The organism is Streptomyces profundus, from assembly GCF_020740535.1.
In the GTDB taxonomy this organism is placed as follows: Bacteria; Actinomycetota; Actinomycetes; order Streptomycetales; family Streptomycetaceae; genus Streptomyces; species Streptomyces profundus.
Map to the genome: position 1 here is coordinate 5,555,914 of NZ_CP082362.1, position 16,587 is coordinate 5,572,500.

General features: G+C 72.3%; 18 protein-coding genes (1 of these 18 only partly in view). 13 read left to right on the plus strand and 5 right to left on the minus strand.

Features of this window, described 5'->3' with window-relative positions; translation table 11 throughout:
• The first annotated feature begins 60 nt into the window (after positions 1–60).
• From K4G22_RS24535 to K4G22_RS24550, 4 genes are all read left to right on the plus strand, one after another.
• A complete protein-coding gene (locus K4G22_RS24535; RefSeq protein WP_228082508.1) occupies positions 61–357 on the plus strand; it encodes a DUF503 domain-containing protein in 297 nt (98 codons plus the stop codon).
• Positions 358–416: 59 nt separating this feature from the next.
• Positions 417–905 (plus strand): 30S ribosome-binding factor RbfA, encoded by a 489-nt coding sequence (gene rbfA, locus K4G22_RS24540; RefSeq protein ID WP_228082509.1) that lies wholly within the window; start codon positions 417–419, stop codon positions 903–905.
• On the plus strand, positions 902–1,807 hold the full coding sequence (truB, locus tag K4G22_RS24545) for a tRNA pseudouridine(55) synthase TruB (RefSeq protein ID WP_228082510.1): 906 nt from the start codon (positions 902–904) through the stop codon (positions 1,805–1,807). The genes rbfA and truB overlap by 4 nt, the downstream gene beginning before the upstream one ends.
• 107 nt (positions 1,808–1,914) lie before the next feature.
• A complete protein-coding gene (locus K4G22_RS24550) occupies positions 1,915–2,859 on the plus strand; it encodes a bifunctional riboflavin kinase/FAD synthetase (RefSeq protein ID WP_228082511.1) in 945 nt (314 codons plus the stop codon).
• A 37-nt stretch (positions 2,860–2,896) separates the two neighbouring features.
• On the opposite strand, the gene K4G22_RS24555 is transcribed toward K4G22_RS24550, so the two are convergent.
• Positions 2,897–5,779, minus strand: coding sequence for an SCO5717 family growth-regulating ATPase (locus K4G22_RS24555; RefSeq protein WP_228082512.1), 2,883 nt, complete (start codon positions 5,777–5,779; stop codon positions 2,897–2,899).
• Between the two features lie 274 nt (positions 5,780–6,053).
• Here K4G22_RS24555 and K4G22_RS24560 point away from each other — a divergent pair, with 274 nt between their 5' ends.
• Complete coding sequence (locus K4G22_RS24560; RefSeq protein ID WP_228082513.1) at positions 6,054–6,752, plus strand: class I SAM-dependent methyltransferase; 699 nt, start codon at positions 6,054–6,056, stop codon at positions 6,750–6,752.
• 39 nt (positions 6,753–6,791) lie between these two features.
• Here K4G22_RS24560 and K4G22_RS24565 read toward each other — a convergent pair whose 3' ends face one another.
• Both K4G22_RS24565 and K4G22_RS24570 read right to left on the minus strand, forming a co-directional pair.
• The gene (locus tag K4G22_RS24565; protein WP_228082514.1) at positions 6,792–7,055 is read right to left on the minus strand and encodes a DUF397 domain-containing protein; all 264 of its coding nucleotides are present in this window, start codon (positions 7,053–7,055) and stop codon (positions 6,792–6,794) included.
• A gap of 157 nt (positions 7,056–7,212) precedes the next feature.
• Positions 7,213–7,500, minus strand: a complete 288-nt coding sequence (locus K4G22_RS24570; protein WP_228082515.1) for a hypothetical protein — start codon at positions 7,498–7,500, stop codon at positions 7,213–7,215.
• 508 nt (positions 7,501–8,008) lie between these two features.
• Between K4G22_RS24570 and rpsO the strand changes: the two genes are divergently transcribed.
• The 5 genes from rpsO (at position 8,009) to K4G22_RS24595 (ending at position 13,535) form a co-directional block, all read left to right on the plus strand.
• On the plus strand, positions 8,009–8,299 hold the full coding sequence (gene rpsO / locus K4G22_RS24575; protein ID WP_228082516.1) for a 30S ribosomal protein S15: 291 nt from the start codon (positions 8,009–8,011) through the stop codon (positions 8,297–8,299).
• A gap of 307 nt (positions 8,300–8,606) precedes the next feature.
• Positions 8,607–10,838, plus strand: coding sequence for a polyribonucleotide nucleotidyltransferase (locus K4G22_RS24580; protein WP_228082517.1), 2,232 nt, complete (start codon positions 8,607–8,609; stop codon positions 10,836–10,838).
• Positions 10,835–12,235 (plus strand): M16 family metallopeptidase, encoded by a 1,401-nt coding sequence (locus K4G22_RS24585; protein ID WP_228082518.1) that lies wholly within the window; start codon positions 10,835–10,837, stop codon positions 12,233–12,235. The genes K4G22_RS24580 and K4G22_RS24585 overlap by 4 nt, the downstream gene beginning before the upstream one ends.
• Positions 12,236–12,291: 56 nt before the next feature.
• The gene (gene dapB, locus K4G22_RS24590) at positions 12,292–13,047 is read left to right on the plus strand and encodes a 4-hydroxy-tetrahydrodipicolinate reductase (RefSeq protein WP_228082519.1); all 756 of its coding nucleotides are present in this window, start codon (positions 12,292–12,294) and stop codon (positions 13,045–13,047) included.
• Between the two features lie 2 nt (positions 13,048–13,049).
• Positions 13,050–13,535, plus strand: a complete 486-nt coding sequence (locus tag K4G22_RS24595) for a hypothetical protein (RefSeq protein ID WP_228082520.1) — start codon at positions 13,050–13,052, stop codon at positions 13,533–13,535.
• A gap of 52 nt (positions 13,536–13,587) precedes the next feature.
• On the opposite strand, the gene K4G22_RS24600 is transcribed toward K4G22_RS24595, so the two are convergent.
• Together K4G22_RS24600 and K4G22_RS24605 are read right to left on the minus strand one after the other, a co-directional pair.
• Positions 13,588–14,133, minus strand: coding sequence for a hypothetical protein (locus K4G22_RS24600; protein ID WP_228082521.1), 546 nt, complete (start codon positions 14,131–14,133; stop codon positions 13,588–13,590).
• 72 nt (positions 14,134–14,205) lie between these two features.
• A complete protein-coding gene (locus K4G22_RS24605) occupies positions 14,206–14,445 on the minus strand; it encodes a hypothetical protein (RefSeq protein WP_228082522.1) in 240 nt (79 codons plus the stop codon).
• 162 nt (positions 14,446–14,607) lie between these two features.
• On the opposite strand from K4G22_RS24605, the gene thyX reads away from it, so the two are divergent.
• The 3 genes from thyX to K4G22_RS24620 form a co-directional block, all read left to right on the plus strand.
• Positions 14,608–15,330 carry an FAD-dependent thymidylate synthase gene (thyX, locus tag K4G22_RS24610; protein ID WP_228082523.1) on the plus strand — a complete coding sequence of 241 codons (723 nt, stop codon included), beginning with the start codon at positions 14,608–14,610 and terminating at the stop codon, positions 15,328–15,330.
• A 182-nt stretch (positions 15,331–15,512) separates the two neighbouring features.
• A complete protein-coding gene (dapA, locus tag K4G22_RS24615) occupies positions 15,513–16,412 on the plus strand; it encodes a 4-hydroxy-tetrahydrodipicolinate synthase (RefSeq protein ID WP_228082524.1) in 900 nt (299 codons plus the stop codon).
• 130 nt (positions 16,413–16,542) lie between these two features.
• Positions 16,543–16,587, plus strand: partial view of a ribonuclease J gene (locus K4G22_RS24620; RefSeq protein ID WP_228082525.1) — the start only. The gene runs 1,641 nt beyond the window's last position; 45 of the gene's 1,686 nt are visible here — the first part of the coding sequence; the start codon lies at positions 16,543–16,545; the stop codon falls past the right edge of the window.

The window sequence follows — 16,587 nt, forward strand, 5'->3', positions numbered from 1 at the left end:
CCGGCTCGGCGGGGGAAACCTCGTCGAGCCGCCCCGGCCCTGCCCGTTACGATCTTCGGTATGTATACCGGGACACTGTCCTTTGACCTGCTGCTGGGCGACGTTCACTCGCTCAAGCAGAAGCGTGCGGTAATACGGCCGATCGTGGCCGAACTGCACCGGAGATTCCGGGTGAGCGTCGCCGAGGTGGGCGACCAGGACCTGCATCGCCGGGCGACCATCGGGCTCGCCGCCGTGTCCGGGGACTCCGGGCACCTGTCCGGCCTGCTGGACGAGTGCGAGCGGCTGGTGGCCGGCCGCCCCGAGGTGGAGCTGCTGTCCGTGCGGCGGCGGATCCACGGCGAGGACGACGAGTAGCGGCCACCGCACGGCGGTCGTGAAACGAGAGAGCAAGAGCAAGAGCGAGGAGAGGGACCGTGGCGGACAGGGCGCGGGCGAAGCGGCTGGCTGACCTCATCCGGGAGGTGGTGGCCGAGAAGCTGCACCGGGGCATCAAGGACCCCCGCCTCGGCACCCGGGTCACCATCACCGACACCCGGGTCACCGGGGATCTGCGGGAGGCGACGGTCTTCTACACGGTCTACGGCGACGAGGCGGACCGCGAGGAGGTGGCCGCCGGGCTGCGCAGCGCCAAGGGGGCACTGCGCTCGGCGGTCGGCGCGGCGGCCGGCGTCAAGCACACGCCGAGCCTCACCTTCGTGCCGGACGCGCTTCCCGAGACGACCCGCACCATGGACAGCCTCTTCGACCGGACGCGGGAGCGTGACGAGCGGCTGCGCCAGGAGGCGGCGGGGGCCACCTACGCGGCGGGCGCCGACCCGTATGTCAAGGAGGAGGCCCGGGAGGACGACGAGCCGGCCACGCCGGACGCCGGCTCCGAGGCCGAAACCGACACCGAGCGATGAGCCGCCGCAGGTCGGCGGACGGCCCCGACGGGCTCGTCGTGGTCGACAAGCCGGCCGGCCACACCTCCCATGATGTCGTCGCCGTGGTGCGCGGCATCGCCCGCACCCGCCGCGTCGGCCACGCCGGCACGCTCGACCCGATGGCCACCGGGGTGCTGCTCCTCGGCCTGGGGCGCGCCACCCGGCTGCTCGGTCATCTGGCGCTCCGGGAGAAGGAGTACCAGGCCACCATCAGGCTGGGCCAGTCCACCGTGACCGACGACGCCGAGGGCGAGGCCACCGAGGCCCTCGGCGCCGTGGGGCTCGACGCGGCGGCCGTGGCCCAGGAGGTGGCCGCGCTCACCGGCGCGCTGATGCAGGTGCCGGCGAAGGTCAGCGCCGTCAAGATCGACGGGAAGCGCTCCTACCAGCGGATGCGCGACGGCGAGGACGTCATCCTGCCGCCCAGGCCGGTCACCGTGCACACGTTCGAGACCGGTCCCGCGCGTGAGCTGACCGCGGCGGACGGCACCCCCGTCACCGATCTGACCGCGCGCGTGGTCTGCTCGTCCGGCACCTATGTCCGCGCGCTGGCGCGGGACCTCGGTGCCGCGCTCGGCTGCGGCGGCCATCTCACCGCCCTACGGCGCACCCGGGTCGGCCCCTACGCGCTGACGGACGCCCGTACCCTGGACGAGCTCCGCGCCGAACTGGCCGTTTCGCCGCTGGCCGAGACGGCCGCCGCCGCGTTCCCCCGGTGGGACGTGGACCAGCGGCAGGCCACCCTGCTGGGCAACGGGGCCAGGATCGCCACCCCGGAGCTGCCCGCCGGACCGGTCGCCGTGTTCGATCCCGACGGCCGTTTCCTGGCCCTGGTCGAGACGGACGGGGAGCGCAGCAGAAGCCTCGCGGTCTTCGTCTGAGGCCCGGCTCCGGCGCCGTGCGCGGAGGTGAGGCGGACGTTCCCCGTCCGAGCGCTCCGGGTACCGTGGACCGGCAGGACACACAAGAGGCGGCGAGGAGCGAAACGGTGCAGCGCTGGCGTGACATGGCGGATGTCCCCGGGGACTGGGGGCGCAGCGTCGTCACCATCGGTTCGTACGACGGTGTGCACAGCGGGCATCAGTTGATCATCGGGCAGGCGGTCGCCGAGGCCCGGGAGTTGGGGCTGCCGAGCGTGGTCGTGACCTTCAACCCGCACCCCAAGGAAGTCACCCGCCCCGGGACCCATCCGCCGCTGCTCGCCCCGCACGATCGGCGCGCCGAGCTGATGGCGGGGCTCGGCGTGGACGCGGTGCTGGTGCTCCCGTTCACCAAGGAGTTCTCGCAGCTCTCGCCCGCCGAGTTCGTGGTGAAGGTGCTGGTCGAACGGCTCAGGGCGCGGCTGGTCGTCGAGGGGCCCAACTTCCGCTTCGGCCACCGCGCCGCCGGCACCGTGGACACCCTGGCGGAGCTGGGGGAGACCTATGGCTTCGAGGTGCGGGTCGTCGACCTCTTCGCACGCGGCACGGCCGGCGGCGGCGAGCCGTTCTCCTCGTCGCTCGCCCGCCGGCTGATCGCCGAGGGCGAGGTGGCCAGCGCGGCCGAGGTGCTCGGCCGCCCGCACCGCGTCGAGGGCGAGGTGGTGCACGGCGCCAGGCGCGGCCGTGACCTGGGCATCCCCACCGCCAACCTGGATCTGGTGCCCCACTCGGCCGTGCCGGCCGACGGGGTCTACGCGGGCTGGCTGCTGGCCGACGGCGAACGGCTGCCGGCGGCCGTCTCGGTCGGTACCAACCCGCACTTCCACGGCACCGCGCGCACCGTCGAGGCATACGCGCTGGACCGCACCGACCTGGAGCTGTACGGGCAGTGGGTGGCCGTGGAGTTCGGCGCCTTCGTGCGCGGCCAGGAGACCTTCGACTCGCTCGACGCCTTCCTCGCGCAGATCCACCAGGACATCGAGCGGGTGCGCGCGCTGACCCGCGCCGGCTGAGCCCGCTGGCCCGGCCGGCGCGGAACGCGCGCCGTCGTCAGTTGCCCGGCGGCTGCGGCGGGCGCCACGCGCCCGGCTGCCCCGGCCCGGGAGCGCCCGGATACCCGCCGGGCCCGCCCTGCGGCGGCTGTTGCTGCTGGTGTTGCGGGGGCTGCTGCTGGGGGAAGCCGTAGCCGGGCTGCGGCGGCTGCTGCTGCGGGTAGCCGTAGCCCGGCTGCTGCCCCTGCTGCGGGTAGCCGTAGCCGGCCTGGTGCGGCGGCTGTTGGCCGGGCAGCGGGGGAGCGACCTGCGGGGGCATGCCGCCGTCCGGCGTCCACAGCCCCTGCTCCTGCTGCATCCTGGCGAAGTCCTCCGTGATCAACGCGGCCAGGTCGAAGTACGCCTGACGGGTCTTGGGCCGCATCAGATCCAGGTCCAACTCGGCGCCGGCGGCCAGGTGTTCGTCGAACGGGGCCACCACCACGCCCCGGCAACGGGTCTGGAAGTGCGCCACGATGTCCTCGACCTTGACCAGCCGGCCCGTCTCCCTGACCCCGGAGATCACGGTGACGCTGCGCCGCACCAGATCCCCGTAGCCGTGCGCGGCCAGCCAGTCGAGCGTGGTGCTCGCGCTGCTGGCGCCGTCGACCGAGGGCGTGGAGACGATGATCAGCTGGTGGGCCAGGTCGAGCACGCCCCGCATCGCGCTGTAGAGCAGCCCCGTGCCCGAGTCCGTGAGGATCACCGGATACTGCTGGCCCAGCACGTCGATGACGCGGCGGTAGTCCTCGTCGTTGAAGGTGGTGGAGACCGCCGGGTCCACGTCGTTGGCGAGGATCTCCAGGCCCGAGGGCGCCTGTGAGGTGAAGCGCCGGATGTCCATGTAGTTGTTGAGATGCGGCAGGGCCGCCACCAGATCGCGGATGGTGGCGCCGGTCTCCCGCCGCACCCGGCGGCCCAGCGTGCCGGCGTCCGGGTTGGCGTCGATCGCGATGACCTTGTCCTGCCGCTCACTGGCGAGCGTCGCGCCCAGCGCCGTGGTGGTCGTGGTCTTGCCGACGCCGCCCTTGAGGCTGATCACCGCGATCCGGTAGCACGACAGCACCGGCGTCCTGATGATGTTCAGCTTGCGCTGCCGCTCGACCTCGGCCGCCTTGCCGCCGAGCCGGAACCGCGAGCCCGGCTTGGAAGCCGGCTGCGAACGCTGCTTGTTGTTGCGCTTGCTCTGGATCAGCCGATCCGACGACAGCTCGACGGACGCGGTGTAGCCCAGCGCGCCCGGCTGCACCTGGTTCGGGTACTGCTCGGGACCGGCGCCGGGGAACTGCTGCGGCTGCCCGGGCGGCAACGCGGCCGGGGCCTGCTGCTGCCCCTGCGCGGGGGGTTGTCCCTGGTACGGCGCCTGGCCGGGGAACTGGCCGGGGAGCTGGCCCTGGGCTTGGCCGGGCGCCTGCCCCGGCGGGTACTGCCCCGGGTGCGGCTGCTGCGGCTGGGCCTGCGGATACCCCGGCTGCGCGGGCTGTTGCTGCTGGCCCTGGGGCAGCGCCGGCGGGCCACCCGGCTGGGGGCCGCCCGGGTAGCCGGGCACGCCGGGCGGGCCCACCTGCGGCTGCGGCGCGGCGGGCGGGACTGGCTGGTTGGGAGCGGCCGGATGCGGCGGCTGCGCCTGCCCCGGCTGGCCGGGAGGCGCACCCCAACCACCGGGCGCCGGGGGCGGCACGGCGCCCGGCGCCTGCCCGGGCTGGTCGCCGCTGGGCGCCGGCGGCGCGCCCCAGGGCGCCAGCGCCGAGCCCGGCGGCTTCGGCGGCTCGGCCGGGCCGCCGGCCGGCGGCGCGTCGTCGGCGGCCCGCGCCGCGAGCGCGGGCCAGCTGCCGATCGCGGTGGGCGGCTGCGCCACCAGCCCACCCGAGGTGGGGTCGGGCGGCGTCGGCCAGGCGTCGGCGGGGCTCGGCGCCGGCGGGGCCGCTTCGGCGGGCCCGCCGGTCGGCGGCTTCGCCGGCGACGACCAGGGGTCCGGCGGGCTGGTCGAGGCGCCGCCCGCGTTCGGCGGGGTGGGGAACGGGGAGGCGGGCGCGCTGCCGCCCTGCCGAGGATCCCCGTGCGGGGCCGCCTCCTGCCCGTCCTGGCCGTCCTGTCGGTCCTGCCCAGGGGGCTTGGGCGGCAGCGGCACCGGCATGCCCATGGGCGGCGAGCTCGGACCCGAATCCTCGGGCGTCTTCCCGGCGTTCAACTGGGGCTCCTCCGACGGCTTGGTGAACTCCACCTCGATGTCCGGCGGTTCGGACGAACCGCCGGTGGGCTTGCCCCCCGCGCCGGCGCCCGCCAGGGGCGAGGACGGCGGAGGCGAGTCGGGGGTCGGCGGTCTGAGCTGGAAGTCCGGAGGCAGCGGCGGAAGCCCGCCGGGCAGCCCGCCGGAGGGAGAGGGTGGGGCCGGCCGCCCAGCGGCGGGCGGCCGTTCGGGAGTCGGCGCAGGCTCCTCGCCCCGCCGCTGCCCCGTGTCCGAAGCGGAATCGCCGAGGGCCCTGCGGATGGCGGAGGCGGAGATCTGCATCGTCGCCCCGCTCTCCAGATCGTCCGCGCCCACCTCGGTCGGCTCCGGGCTCGGCGCCGAGGGCGGCTCGCCCGGGCGGGGAGTCGTCGCCTCCGGCGGAGCCGGCGGCGGTCCAGGGAAGGCGGGCGGAGCGGCTGGCGCGGGCACGCCTGGGGAGGCCGGGGCCGGGGACGAACCGCCGGGATCGGCGCCCCGGGCGGGCGTATCGCCCTCGCGCGCCCCGGCGTTGCCCTGACTCGCGCCGCCGCCCGCGTACCAGGCGGGCGGGGTGTAGTCGATGGTGAACTGCCCGGTGTGCTCGGACTCCTCCTCAAGGAGTTCGTCATCGGGCTGTTCGGCGCCGGAGGTCTCCTCCCCGGGCTTGCGAACCTGATCCCGATCGCTGTTCACGACGCCTCCCGCTACTGTTCTGCTGCTCTGCTCCCCACCCACGGGGCCGCTATGCGGAGGACGGGCCGGGACTCCCCCGCGGTTCCGCCGGACGCCGGTCCTGGAGCGGTGTCCCACGCCTTTCCACGGCGCCCACCCTCACCCTAATCGTCCCGGTCCAACTCCCCTAGCCCTCCCCTGCCTCGCCCGGGGTGAGCGGCCGGGGGAGCGGGGCCGTGGCGGCCAAGTCGATATCCCGGTGCGCGCGTTGCGGGCTTGTGGCACAGTCCCCCGCATGTCCGCACCCTGGATGCTCGACGAGCTGGCCCACGCGGGCCCCGAACACCTCGACGAGGAGTTCGTCGCCAACTTCGACAGGAAGCAGGGCTTCCCCGACCCGGGCGACGACATCGAGGCACTGCGCCGGCACGGCGTCGGTGCCGAGGGGACGGTGCTCGACCTCGGTGCCGGCACCGGGCGGTTCGCGTTCGCCGCCGCCGCCGTCTTCCGGCGGGTGATCGCGGTCGACATCTCGCCCGCGATGGTCGGCGCGCTGCGGGGACGTGCCGAGACGGGGGAGTCGTCCCAGGTCGACGTGGTGCGCGCCGGCTTCCTCAGCTACCGCCACGAGGGAGGGCCGCTGGACGCGATCCACACCCGGCACGCGCTGCACCAACTGCCCGACTTCTGGAAGACGATCGCCCTGCGGCGGATGGCCGGACTGCTGCGCCCGGGCGGGGTGCTCCGCGTCCGCGACCTCGTCTACGACTTCGCCCCCGCGCAGGCCGAGGCGGTCTTCGCGGACTGGATGGCCGGTGCGTCCGAGGACGCGACCCGGGGATACACCGCCGATGACTACGCCGAGCACATCCGCACCGAACACAGTACCTACCGTTGGCTTTTCGAACCGATGCTGGACGCCGCCGGGTTCGACATCGCGGAAGCCCACTACGAGGGCCGGCTCTTCGGCACCTACACCTGCGTCAGGCGTTGACCGGCCGGGTGGCCGAGCCACCGCGCGCCGGCCGCCCCGTCAGTCGATGTCGAACTCGCCGTCCCTGGCGCCGAGCACGAACGCCTCCCACTCGGCGGCGGTGAAGCGCAGCACCGTCTCGGGATCCTTGGAGTTGCGCATCCCCACGCCGCCACCGGGCAGGTAGGCGATCTCCACCTTCTCGTCCTCGGGGCCCCCGGGGGCGCTGAGCCACTCGACGCCCGAGATGTCGAGCGCGTACAACTCGTTCTTCTCGCGCTCCTTGCGCGCGGCGATCTCTTCCGGCGTCTCGGTCGCGGCCATGCAGGCAACTCCCCACTCCTCCACGCACATTCGCGCGGACGTCTGGCGATCGGCCTCGCGCCGAACCCGTAGGTGATCGTAACGCAGCGCACTGTCACGCACCCGGGGATCCCAGGGGCCGAACCCGGCCTCGCCGGCGGCCGGGGAAGGGCTCGCCCTAGACGGACAGCAGGTACCAGTCGGCCCCCAGCACCAGCACGAAGCCGGCCACCAGCACGGCCATGCCCAGTCGGGTGCGCCCCCGGCGGCTCATCTCGATCACGGCGCCGCTGAGGACGAAGGCGGCGCCGTAGAGTCCTATGGACTGCAGGGACGAGCCGTCGCCCAGCCGCACGACCAGCACGATCGCCATCGCGACCATCGCCACCCCGGCGATGGCCATCCGCAACCGGCGGGCCTGTCTGGGCGTGAGCCCCTGCCGTGTCCCCTGCTGTGTCGAAGTCACCCGAGCAGCATAAGCCGTGCCCATCCGCCACCGAATGGCCCACAACGGGGGGAGCGCACGGCCGAGTTACCCGCGCCGCCCCGCGCTGCTCGCACAACCTGCGGGTGAGCCCCGGCGCGGCAGCCGGGCGGGCCCGCCCCCGCGCACCGGCGCGGGTATGATCATCATGCTGACCTCCCGCCGCCGCACCCCGGAGCCTGGCCCCGCGCAGCGGACACCGCCAGCGGAAGCCACCGCGGAGGAACCGGCGCCCGATCCGCGGGGCGCCCATGGCGTCCGCGCCCCGCGAGCCGCCCCCGCCGCCGGCCGGACGGGCGTCCAGGGTGCCCGAGTGTGCTCAGCGTGCCAACCTGTTGTAGCCTGCTTAGCGGCCGTTTGCGTACGCGCCCCCGGATTCTCTCTGGAGGAAGCGCTCAGCGGACCCCGCCTCCCGAGTATCGGAAGCTTCCCTGTGGTTCAGACCAGGGAACACTCGGTGGCTCGTGATAAACCACCCCGAGGAGTACGTGTGTCGTCTCTTGACGCCGCCACGAAGCAGAAGATCATCGCCGAGTTCGCCACCCAGGAGGGCGACACCGGCTCCCCCGAGGTCCAGGTCGCGCTGCTGTCCCGGCGCATCTCCGACCTCACCGAGCACCTGAAGGTGCACAAGCACGACCACCACTCCCGCCGTGGTCTGCTGCTGCTGGTCGGCCAGCGCCGCCGGCTGCTGAAGTACCTCGCGAGCAAGGACATCCAGCGCTTCCGTGCGCTGGTGGAGCGGCTCGGCATCCGCCGTGGCGCGGCGGGCGCGAGGTAAGACGCCCCAGAGGGAGCGGTCACCCACGCGGGGCCGCTCCCTTCGCCGTATCCGGAGCTTCGCCCCGAAACGGCTGAGAAGAGGCTGGGCAACCGTCGGCTTTGTAGGCTGGTGTCCAGCGGACTGTAAGCACCACGAAGCACCACGTACGTATCAGGCGGAGCGCCTTCATACCGTCGCCGGTCTTCGGTAGTGGCCCCCGGGCGGTGTCCCGGGAGCTTCGATCGATGGCCGGCCCGTCGGGAGGTGCTCCACCCACCCGCTCCAGCCGACGACGGCGGGAGCGAAGAAGAGGAGATTCAACAAGGTGGAGAACGAGACTCACTACGCCGAAGCCGTGATCGACAACGGCGCCTTCGGCACCCGCACCATCCGCTTCGAGACCGGCCGGCTGGCCAGGCAGGCCGCCGGCTCCGCCGTCGCCTATCTGGACGACGACACCATGGTCCTCTCCGCGACCACGGCCTCGAAGAACCCGAAGGACCAGCTGGACTTCTTCCCCCTCACGGTCGACGTCGAGGAGCGGATGTACGCCGCGGGCAAGATCCCCGGCTCCTTCTTCCGTCGCGAGGGCCGCCCCTCCGAGGACGCCATCCTCACCTGCCGGCTGATCGACCGGCCGCTGCGCCCGTCGTTCCGCAAGGGCCTGCGCAACGAGATCCAGATCGTCGAGACGATCATGGCGCTCAACCCCGACCACCTCTACGACGTGGTCGCGATCAACGCCGCCTCCTGTTCCACCCAGCTCGCCGGGCTGCCGTTCTCCGGCCCCATCGGCGGCACCCGGGTGGCCCTGATCCGCGGCCAGTGGGTGGCCTTCCCCACGCACACCGAGCTGGAGGACGCCGTCTTCGACATGGTCGTGGCCGGCCGGGTGCTCCCCGACGGCGACGTGGCGATCATGATGGTCGAGGCCGAGGCCACGGAGAAGACCATCGAGCTGGTCAAGGGCGGTGCCCCGGCCCCCACCGAGGAGGTCGTCGCGGCCGGCCTGGAGGCGGCCAAGCCGTTCATCAAGGTCCTCTGCCGTGCCCAGTCGGACCTGGCGGCCAAGGCCGCCAAGCCCACCGGCGAGTTCCCGGTCTTCCTGGACTACCAGGACGACGTCTTCGAGGCGCTGAGCAACGCCGTCCGCGACGAGCTGGCCAGGGCGCTGACCATCGCGGGCAAGCAGGAGCGCGAGGCCGAGCTGGACCGGCTCAAGTCGGTCGCCGCGGAGAAGCTGCTCTCCCAGTTCGAGGGGCGCGAGAAGGAGATCTCCGCCGCCTACCGCTCGCTGACCAAGCAGGTCGTGCGGGAGCGCGTCATCCGTGACAAGGTCCGCATCGACGGCCGTGGCGTCACCGACATCCGCACCCTGGCCGCCGAGGTCGAGGCGATCCCGCGGGTGCACGGCTCGGCGCTCTTCGAGCGCGGCGAGACGCAGATCCTGGGCGTCACCACGCTCAACATGCTGCGCATGGAGCAGCAGCTGGACACCCTCTCCCCGGTGACCCGCAAGCGGTACATGCACAACTACAACTTCCCGCCCTACTCCACCGGTGAGACCGGTCGGGTCGGCTCGCCCAAGCGGCGTGAGATCGGTCACGGCGCGCTGGCCGAGCGTGCGCTGACCCCGGTGCTCCCCACCCGCGAGGAGTTCCCCTACGCCATCAGGCAGGTCTCCGAGGCGCTGAGCTCCAACGGCTCCACGTCGATGGGCTCGGTCTGCGCCTCCACCATGTCGCTGCTGAACGCCGGCGTCCCGCTGAAGGCGCCGGTCGCCGGTATCGCCATGGGCCTCATCTCGCAGGAGATCGAGGGCGAGACGCACTACGTGACGCTGACCGACATCCTCGGCGCCGAGGACGCGTTCGGCGACATGGACTTCAAGGTCGCCGGCACCAAGCAGTTCGTCACCGCGCTCCAGCTGGACACCAAGCTCGACGGGATCCCGGCCTCCGTGCTGGCCGCCGCGCTCAAGCAGGCGCGGGACGCCCGGCTGCACATCCTGGACGTGATGAGCGAGGCCATCGACGTTCCGGACGAGATGTCCCCCAACGCCCCCAGGATCATCACGGTGAAGATCCCGGTGGACAAGATCGGTGAGGTCATCGGCCCCAAGGGCAAGATGATCAACCAGATCCAGGAGGACACGGGCGCCGACATCACCATCGAGGACGACGGCACCATCTACATCGGCGCCGCCGACGGCCCCGCCGCCGAGGCCGCCCGCACCACGATCAACGGCATCGCCAACCCGACGATGCCCGAGGTCGGCGAGCGGTACCTGGGCACCGTGGTCAAGACGACGACCTTCGGCGCCTTCGTCTCGCTCCTCCCGGGCAAGGACGGTCTGCTGCACATCTCGCAGATCCGCAAGCTCGCCGGCGGCAAGCGGGTGGAGAACGTCGACGACGTGCTCGGCGTCGGCCAGAAGGTCCAGGTCGAGATCGCCGAGATCGACCAGCGCGGCAAGCTGTCGCTGATCCCCGTCCTCGACGAGGCCGAGGGCGCGGACGGCGACGCCGACGAGGAGAAGGACGCTACCGAGAAGTGACTCGCGCACCTCGTCACGCGACGGCCCGCCCCACCGCCACGGTGGGGCGGGCCGTGCCCCGTCCACGCCGTTCCCGCCCCACCCTGCCCCGCGGCGTCGGCGGCACCGGCACGGTGCGCAAGACGGTGCTGCCCGGCGGGCTGCGGGTGGTCACCGAGGCGGTCCCCTCCGTCCGCTCCGCCTCCTTCGGGATCTGGGCCGCCGTCGGCTCAAGGGACGAGACCCCGGAGCTGAACGGCGCCACCCACTACCTGGAACACCTGCTCTTCAAGGGCACGGCCACGCGCAGCGCGCTGGAGATCTCCTCGGTGATCGAAGAGGTCGGCGGCGAGATGAACGCCTTCACCACGAAGGAGTTCACCTGCTACTACGCCCGTGTGCTGGACACCGACCTGCCGTTGGCCATCGACGTCGTCTGCGACATGCTCACCGACTCGCTGATCGCGCCCGAGGAGGTGGAGGCCGAGCGCGGGGTCATCCTTGAGGAGATCGCGATGACCGACGACGACCCGAGCGACGGGGTGCACGACCTCTTCGCGCACACCCTGCTCGGCGACAGCCCACTCGGCCGCCCGGTGCTCGGCACGGTGGAGACGGTCAACGGGCTCAGCAGGGACGGCATCGCCGACTTCTACCGCGCCCACTACGACCCGACCCGTCTGGTGGTCACCGCCGCCGGCAACGTCGACCACGAGACGGTGGTCGAGCGGGTGCGGAAGGCATTCGAGCGGGGCGGAGCCCTTTCGGGGGCGGCCTCGGCCGAGCCGGCCCCGCCGCGCTCGGGCCGCCACGGCATCAGCACGGCCGGCCGCCTGGACGTGATCGACCGGCGCACCGAACAGGTCCACCTGGTGCTGGGCATGCCGGGCGTCTCCAGGAACGACGAGCGCCGCTGGGCGCTGTCGGTGCTCTCCACGGCCCTGGGCGGTGGCATGAGTTCGCGGCTCTTCCAGGAGATCCGCGAGAAGCGCGGCCTCGCCTACAGCGTCTACAGCCACACCTCCGGCTACGCCGACTGCGGACTCTTCGGCATCTACGCCGGCTGCCGGCCGGCCCAGGTCGGCGAGGTCCTTGAGCTCTGCCGCGAGCAGCTGACCGAGGTCGCCCGGCAGGGCATCGACGAGGACGAGACCCGCCGCGCGATCGGCCAGCTGGCCGGGTCCACGGTGCTCGGCCTTGAGGACACCGGCTCGCTGATGCACCGGCTGGGGAAGAGCGAGATCTGCTGGGGCGAGCAGCTCTCGGTGGACGACCTGCTGACCCGGATCGCGGCCGTCACCCCCGACGACGTGCGCAAGGTGGCCGCCGAGGTGCTGGGGCAGCAGCCCTCGCTCTCCGTGATCGGCCGGCTCACGGACCGGCAGGCGGCCAGGCTGCCGGCCGCCGTGGCCGTCTGACACCGTCCCGGCGCGGGCGACACAGCATCCGAAGAGAAACGAGAGGCCAGGGAACGATGGGCAAGCTGCGGGTCGCCGTGATCGGCGCCCAGGGACGCATGGGATCGGAGGCCGTACGCGCGGTCTCCGACGCGAAGGACCTGGAGCTGGTCGCCGCGCTGGGCCGGGACGACCGGCTGGAGACCCTGACCGAGGCGGGCGCCGAGGTGGCCGTCGAACTGACCCGTCCCGAAGTGGTGCTGGACAACCTGGCGTTCTGCGTCCGGCACGGCATCCACGGCGTGGTCGGCACCTCGGGGTGGAACGACGAGCGGCTCGCGGCCGTGCGCGGCTGGCTGGCCGAATCGCCGGCCACGGGCGTGCTGATCGCGCCGAACTTCGGCATCGGCGCGGTGCTCAGCATGCGGTTCGCCCAGCAGGCCGCCCGTTTCTTCGAGTCCGTGGAGATCGTCGAGTCCCATCACCCCGGCAAGGCGGACGCTCCCAGCGGCACGGCGGTGCGCACGGCCGAGCTGGTCGGCGAGGCCCGCCGCGCGGCGGGCCTCGCCGACCAGCCGGACGCCACCAGCACCGCGCTGGACGGCGCGCGCGGCGCGACGGTCGACGGCGTCCCGGTCCACTCGGTGCGGCTGCGCGGCCTGGTCGCCCATCAGGAGGTGATCCTCGGGGACGCGGGGGAGGTCCTCACCATCCGGCACGACTCGATGAACCGGGCCTCGTTCATGCCGGGCGTGCTGTTGGGCGTCCGCAAGGTGGTCGAAGCCCCCGGGCTGACCCTCGGGCTGGAGCACTTCCTGGACCTGGACGGCTAGCCATGGCGGCCAAGGCGGGTTATTTCCTGGTCAGCGCCCTGCTGATCGGCTACTTCGGGCTGACGGGCCACCGCGCGGTGCTGCTGCTGCGGGAAGGCACCTGGGCGACGGTGACGCTGGGCGTCGCCGTCCTCGCCCTGCCGCTGATCGGGGGATGGTTCCTCTGGCGCAGCTTCCACTTCGTGCTGTGCGCCAACCGGCTCGGCCGTGAGCTGGACGCCGAGGGAGGGCTGCCGGTGGACGATCTGCCGCGCACGCCGGGCGGCAGGATCGACCGGGCGGCGGCCGACGCGGCCTTCGCCGAGCGGCGGGCCGAGGTGGAGGCCGCCCCCGAGGACTGGCGCCGCTGGTTCCGGCTGGCGCTCGCCTACCACGACGCCAGGGACACGCCCAGGGCACGCGGGGCCATGAGCCATGCCATCGCCCTGCACGCCGGGCGCACCCCGCCGCGCGCGAGGCGCGCGACCGGGGCGGCGGAGCGCGGCTGACCCTGACGGAGCCCGCTCCCGGTGGTGCCGGAACGTTTCGGCCCGCCTTCGGTCAGCGGTACTCGTCGGCCCATGCCTCCAACACGTCGGCGGCGCGCTCGAAGGCGTCGGGCCGGGTGAGGAAGTCGGCGTTGTGGTCGGTCAACAACGTCCGCAGCGGTCCGCCCCTGCGGCGTTCGACCTCCACGGCCTGGCCCTGCACGCTGCGGGGCAGGCCCAGCCACTTCACCGGCTGCTGCACGGTGCGCACGGCGGTCACCTCGCGCCAGCGGAGGGTCCTGGTGGTGAACATGCCCACCCGACGCACGCCACGGGAGCTGACCCAGATCCCGACCCGCAGCAGGCGGAGCGCGAAGACGATCCCCAGCAGGGCGATCACCGCCGTGGCCAGCGCTCCCCTCGGGGTGCCGGCGACCGCGATGATCACCGCGGAGATCAGGACATAGGCGGCGAGCAGCAGGGCGACGGCCGCACCGGCCACCCGCCAGGGGCCCGGCCGGTAGGGGCGCCTCCAGTGGTCCTGCTGCCCGTGGGGCAGGGGCGATTCAGTGGCATCGGCCTGTGCGTCGTGCTCGGCCGAGAGAAAAGTCAGGGGCACGGCTGTTCCTCGTTCGTATCACAAGCGCATCACAGTGAAGTCGAAGTGCTGCGAACGGTGAGGCTATCGCGCTCAGCGGGTCTCGGCCGCCTCCGGCGCCTCCGGGACCCCACGATCCTCCGTGTCCAGCGCGGGCGTGGCCAGGAGCAAGGCTCCCACCAGGCCCGATATCACCACAAGGGTGACCAGGATGCTGCCGGCCAGCCGCGCGCCCGAGGGGCGACGCCGCGTGGGCGCGGGCAGGACGCCGTAGTCGTCGTGCCATGGGTCGCCCTGGAAGTGCGAGCCCATCGGCTCTGGTGCGTCTGACATGTCATTGCCCCTTCCCCTGATCGGCCTAGAAACAAAAATATCAGGCGAAGAGTCCGACTCGGCGGCCTGAATCCGTTTTGTCACCGATCTCAGGGGACTGTCAGTGGTCCCCCTTAGGGTGGGGTCGCCCCACTCGCACGGCCATCGGAAGGACCCCGGCAGATGCCCGAGACCCCCAGTTTTCGCAGCGACATGACCGTGGAGCTGGTCAAACACGCGGCCTCTGACACGGACGTGCTCCTGGCCGCCCGCGTCTCCACGCTGGGGGAGCGGTCCCTCGACGAGATCGGGAAGGACCCCGAGCGTTCCAAGGGGTTGATCAACTACCTGCTGCGGGACCGCCATGGCAGCCCCTTCGAGCACAACTCGATGACCTTCTTCGTCAGCGCCCCGATCTTCGTCTTCCGCGAGTTCCATCGGCACCGCGTCGGCTGGTCGTACAACGAGGAGAGCGGTCGCTACCGCCAGCTCGCCCCCGTGTTCTATGTGCCGGACGAGGAGCGCCGGCTGGTCCAGCGGGGCCGCCCCGGGAAGTACGAGTTCGTCTCCGGCTCGCCCGAGCAGCACGCGCTGGTCGGCAAGACGCTGGAGGATTCGTACAGCCACTCCTACGCCGCCTACCAGGAGCTGCTTGAGTCCGGGGTGGCCCGCGAGGTGGCCAGGGCGGCGCTCCCCGTCGGCCTCTACTCCACGATGTACGCCACCTGCAACGCCCGCTCCCTGATGCACTTCCTCGGCCTGCGCACGAAGGACGAGCGGGCCCGCACGCCGTCCTTCCCGCAGCGGGAGATCGAGATGGTGGCGGAGCTGATGGAGGCGGAGTGGGCTCGGTTGATGCCGCTGACCTACGAGGCGTTCAACGCCAACGGCCGAGTGGCGCCCTGAGGCGGCCCCCGGCCGGCGGGCGGGCAGTCGAGGTGTCCGTATTGCGACATTTCGCGAAGTTCATCTAGGGTGATTGAACGGACCCGGCGCTGCCTGAACCCCCGAGCAGGCAGTGCCGGGTTCCCCAGGTTGCCCCGCCCCGATGGGCCACCGCACGCTGAGCTACGAGTAGCGTGGAACCTATGGCTCCGACCTCCACACCGCAGATCCCCTTCGGGCGGATTCTGACCGCCATGGTCTCCCCTTTCACGGGAGATGGATCGCTCGACCTCGACGGCGCCCAGCGCCTCGCCGTCCACCTCGTGGACGCGGGCAACGAGGGCCTGATCGTCAACGGCACCACGGGTGAGTCCCCCACCACCAGCGACGGGGAGAAATCCGAGCTGGTGCGCGCCGTGGTCGAGGCCGTCGGCGACCGCGCCCATGTGGTGGCCGGAGTCGGCACCAACGACACCAGGCACAGCGTGGAGCTGGCCCGCGCCGCGGCACAGGCCGGCGCGCACGGGCTGCTCACGGTGACCCCGTACTACAACAAGCCCCCGCAGGAGGGCCTCTACCAGCACTTCACCGCCGTCGCCGACGCCACCGAACTGCCGGTGATGCTCTACGACATCCCGGGCCGCAGCGGTGTGCCTATCGACACGGAGACGATGGTCCGTCTCGCCGAGCACCCCAGGATCGTCGCCAACAAGGACGCCAAGGGCGACCTGGGCCGTGCCAGCTGGGCCATCGCCACCACGGGCCTCGCCTGGTACTCAGGCGACGACATGCTCAACCTGCCGCTCCTGTCCGTGGGAGCGGTGGGCCTGGTGTCCGTCGTGGGCCATGTGGTGACCCCCGAGCTGCGCGCGCTGGTCGAGGCGTACACCGGAGGAGATGTGGCGAAGGCCACGGAGATCCACCAGCGGCTGCTGCCGGTCTTCACCGGCATGTTCCGCACCCAGGGCGTGATCACCTCCAAGGCGGCCCTGGCCCTGCTCGACCTGCCGGGCGGCCCCCTGCGGCTCCCCCTGGTGGGGCTCACCACCCAGGAGACGGAGCAGTTGCGCAGGGATCTGACCGCCGGCGGGGTACAGATCTAGACCACGGACATGACAGGCGTCGCGCATCGCCGCGCACATTGGTGATAACTGAATACCGACCCATGCACACAGTCACGCGCGTCACAGGCCCCTATCACCGGGCGGTGGCGCGCGTGGTCAGGAGAGTCTCTTGAGTCATCCCCATCCAGAACTCGGCCCGCCGCCGAAGCTCCCT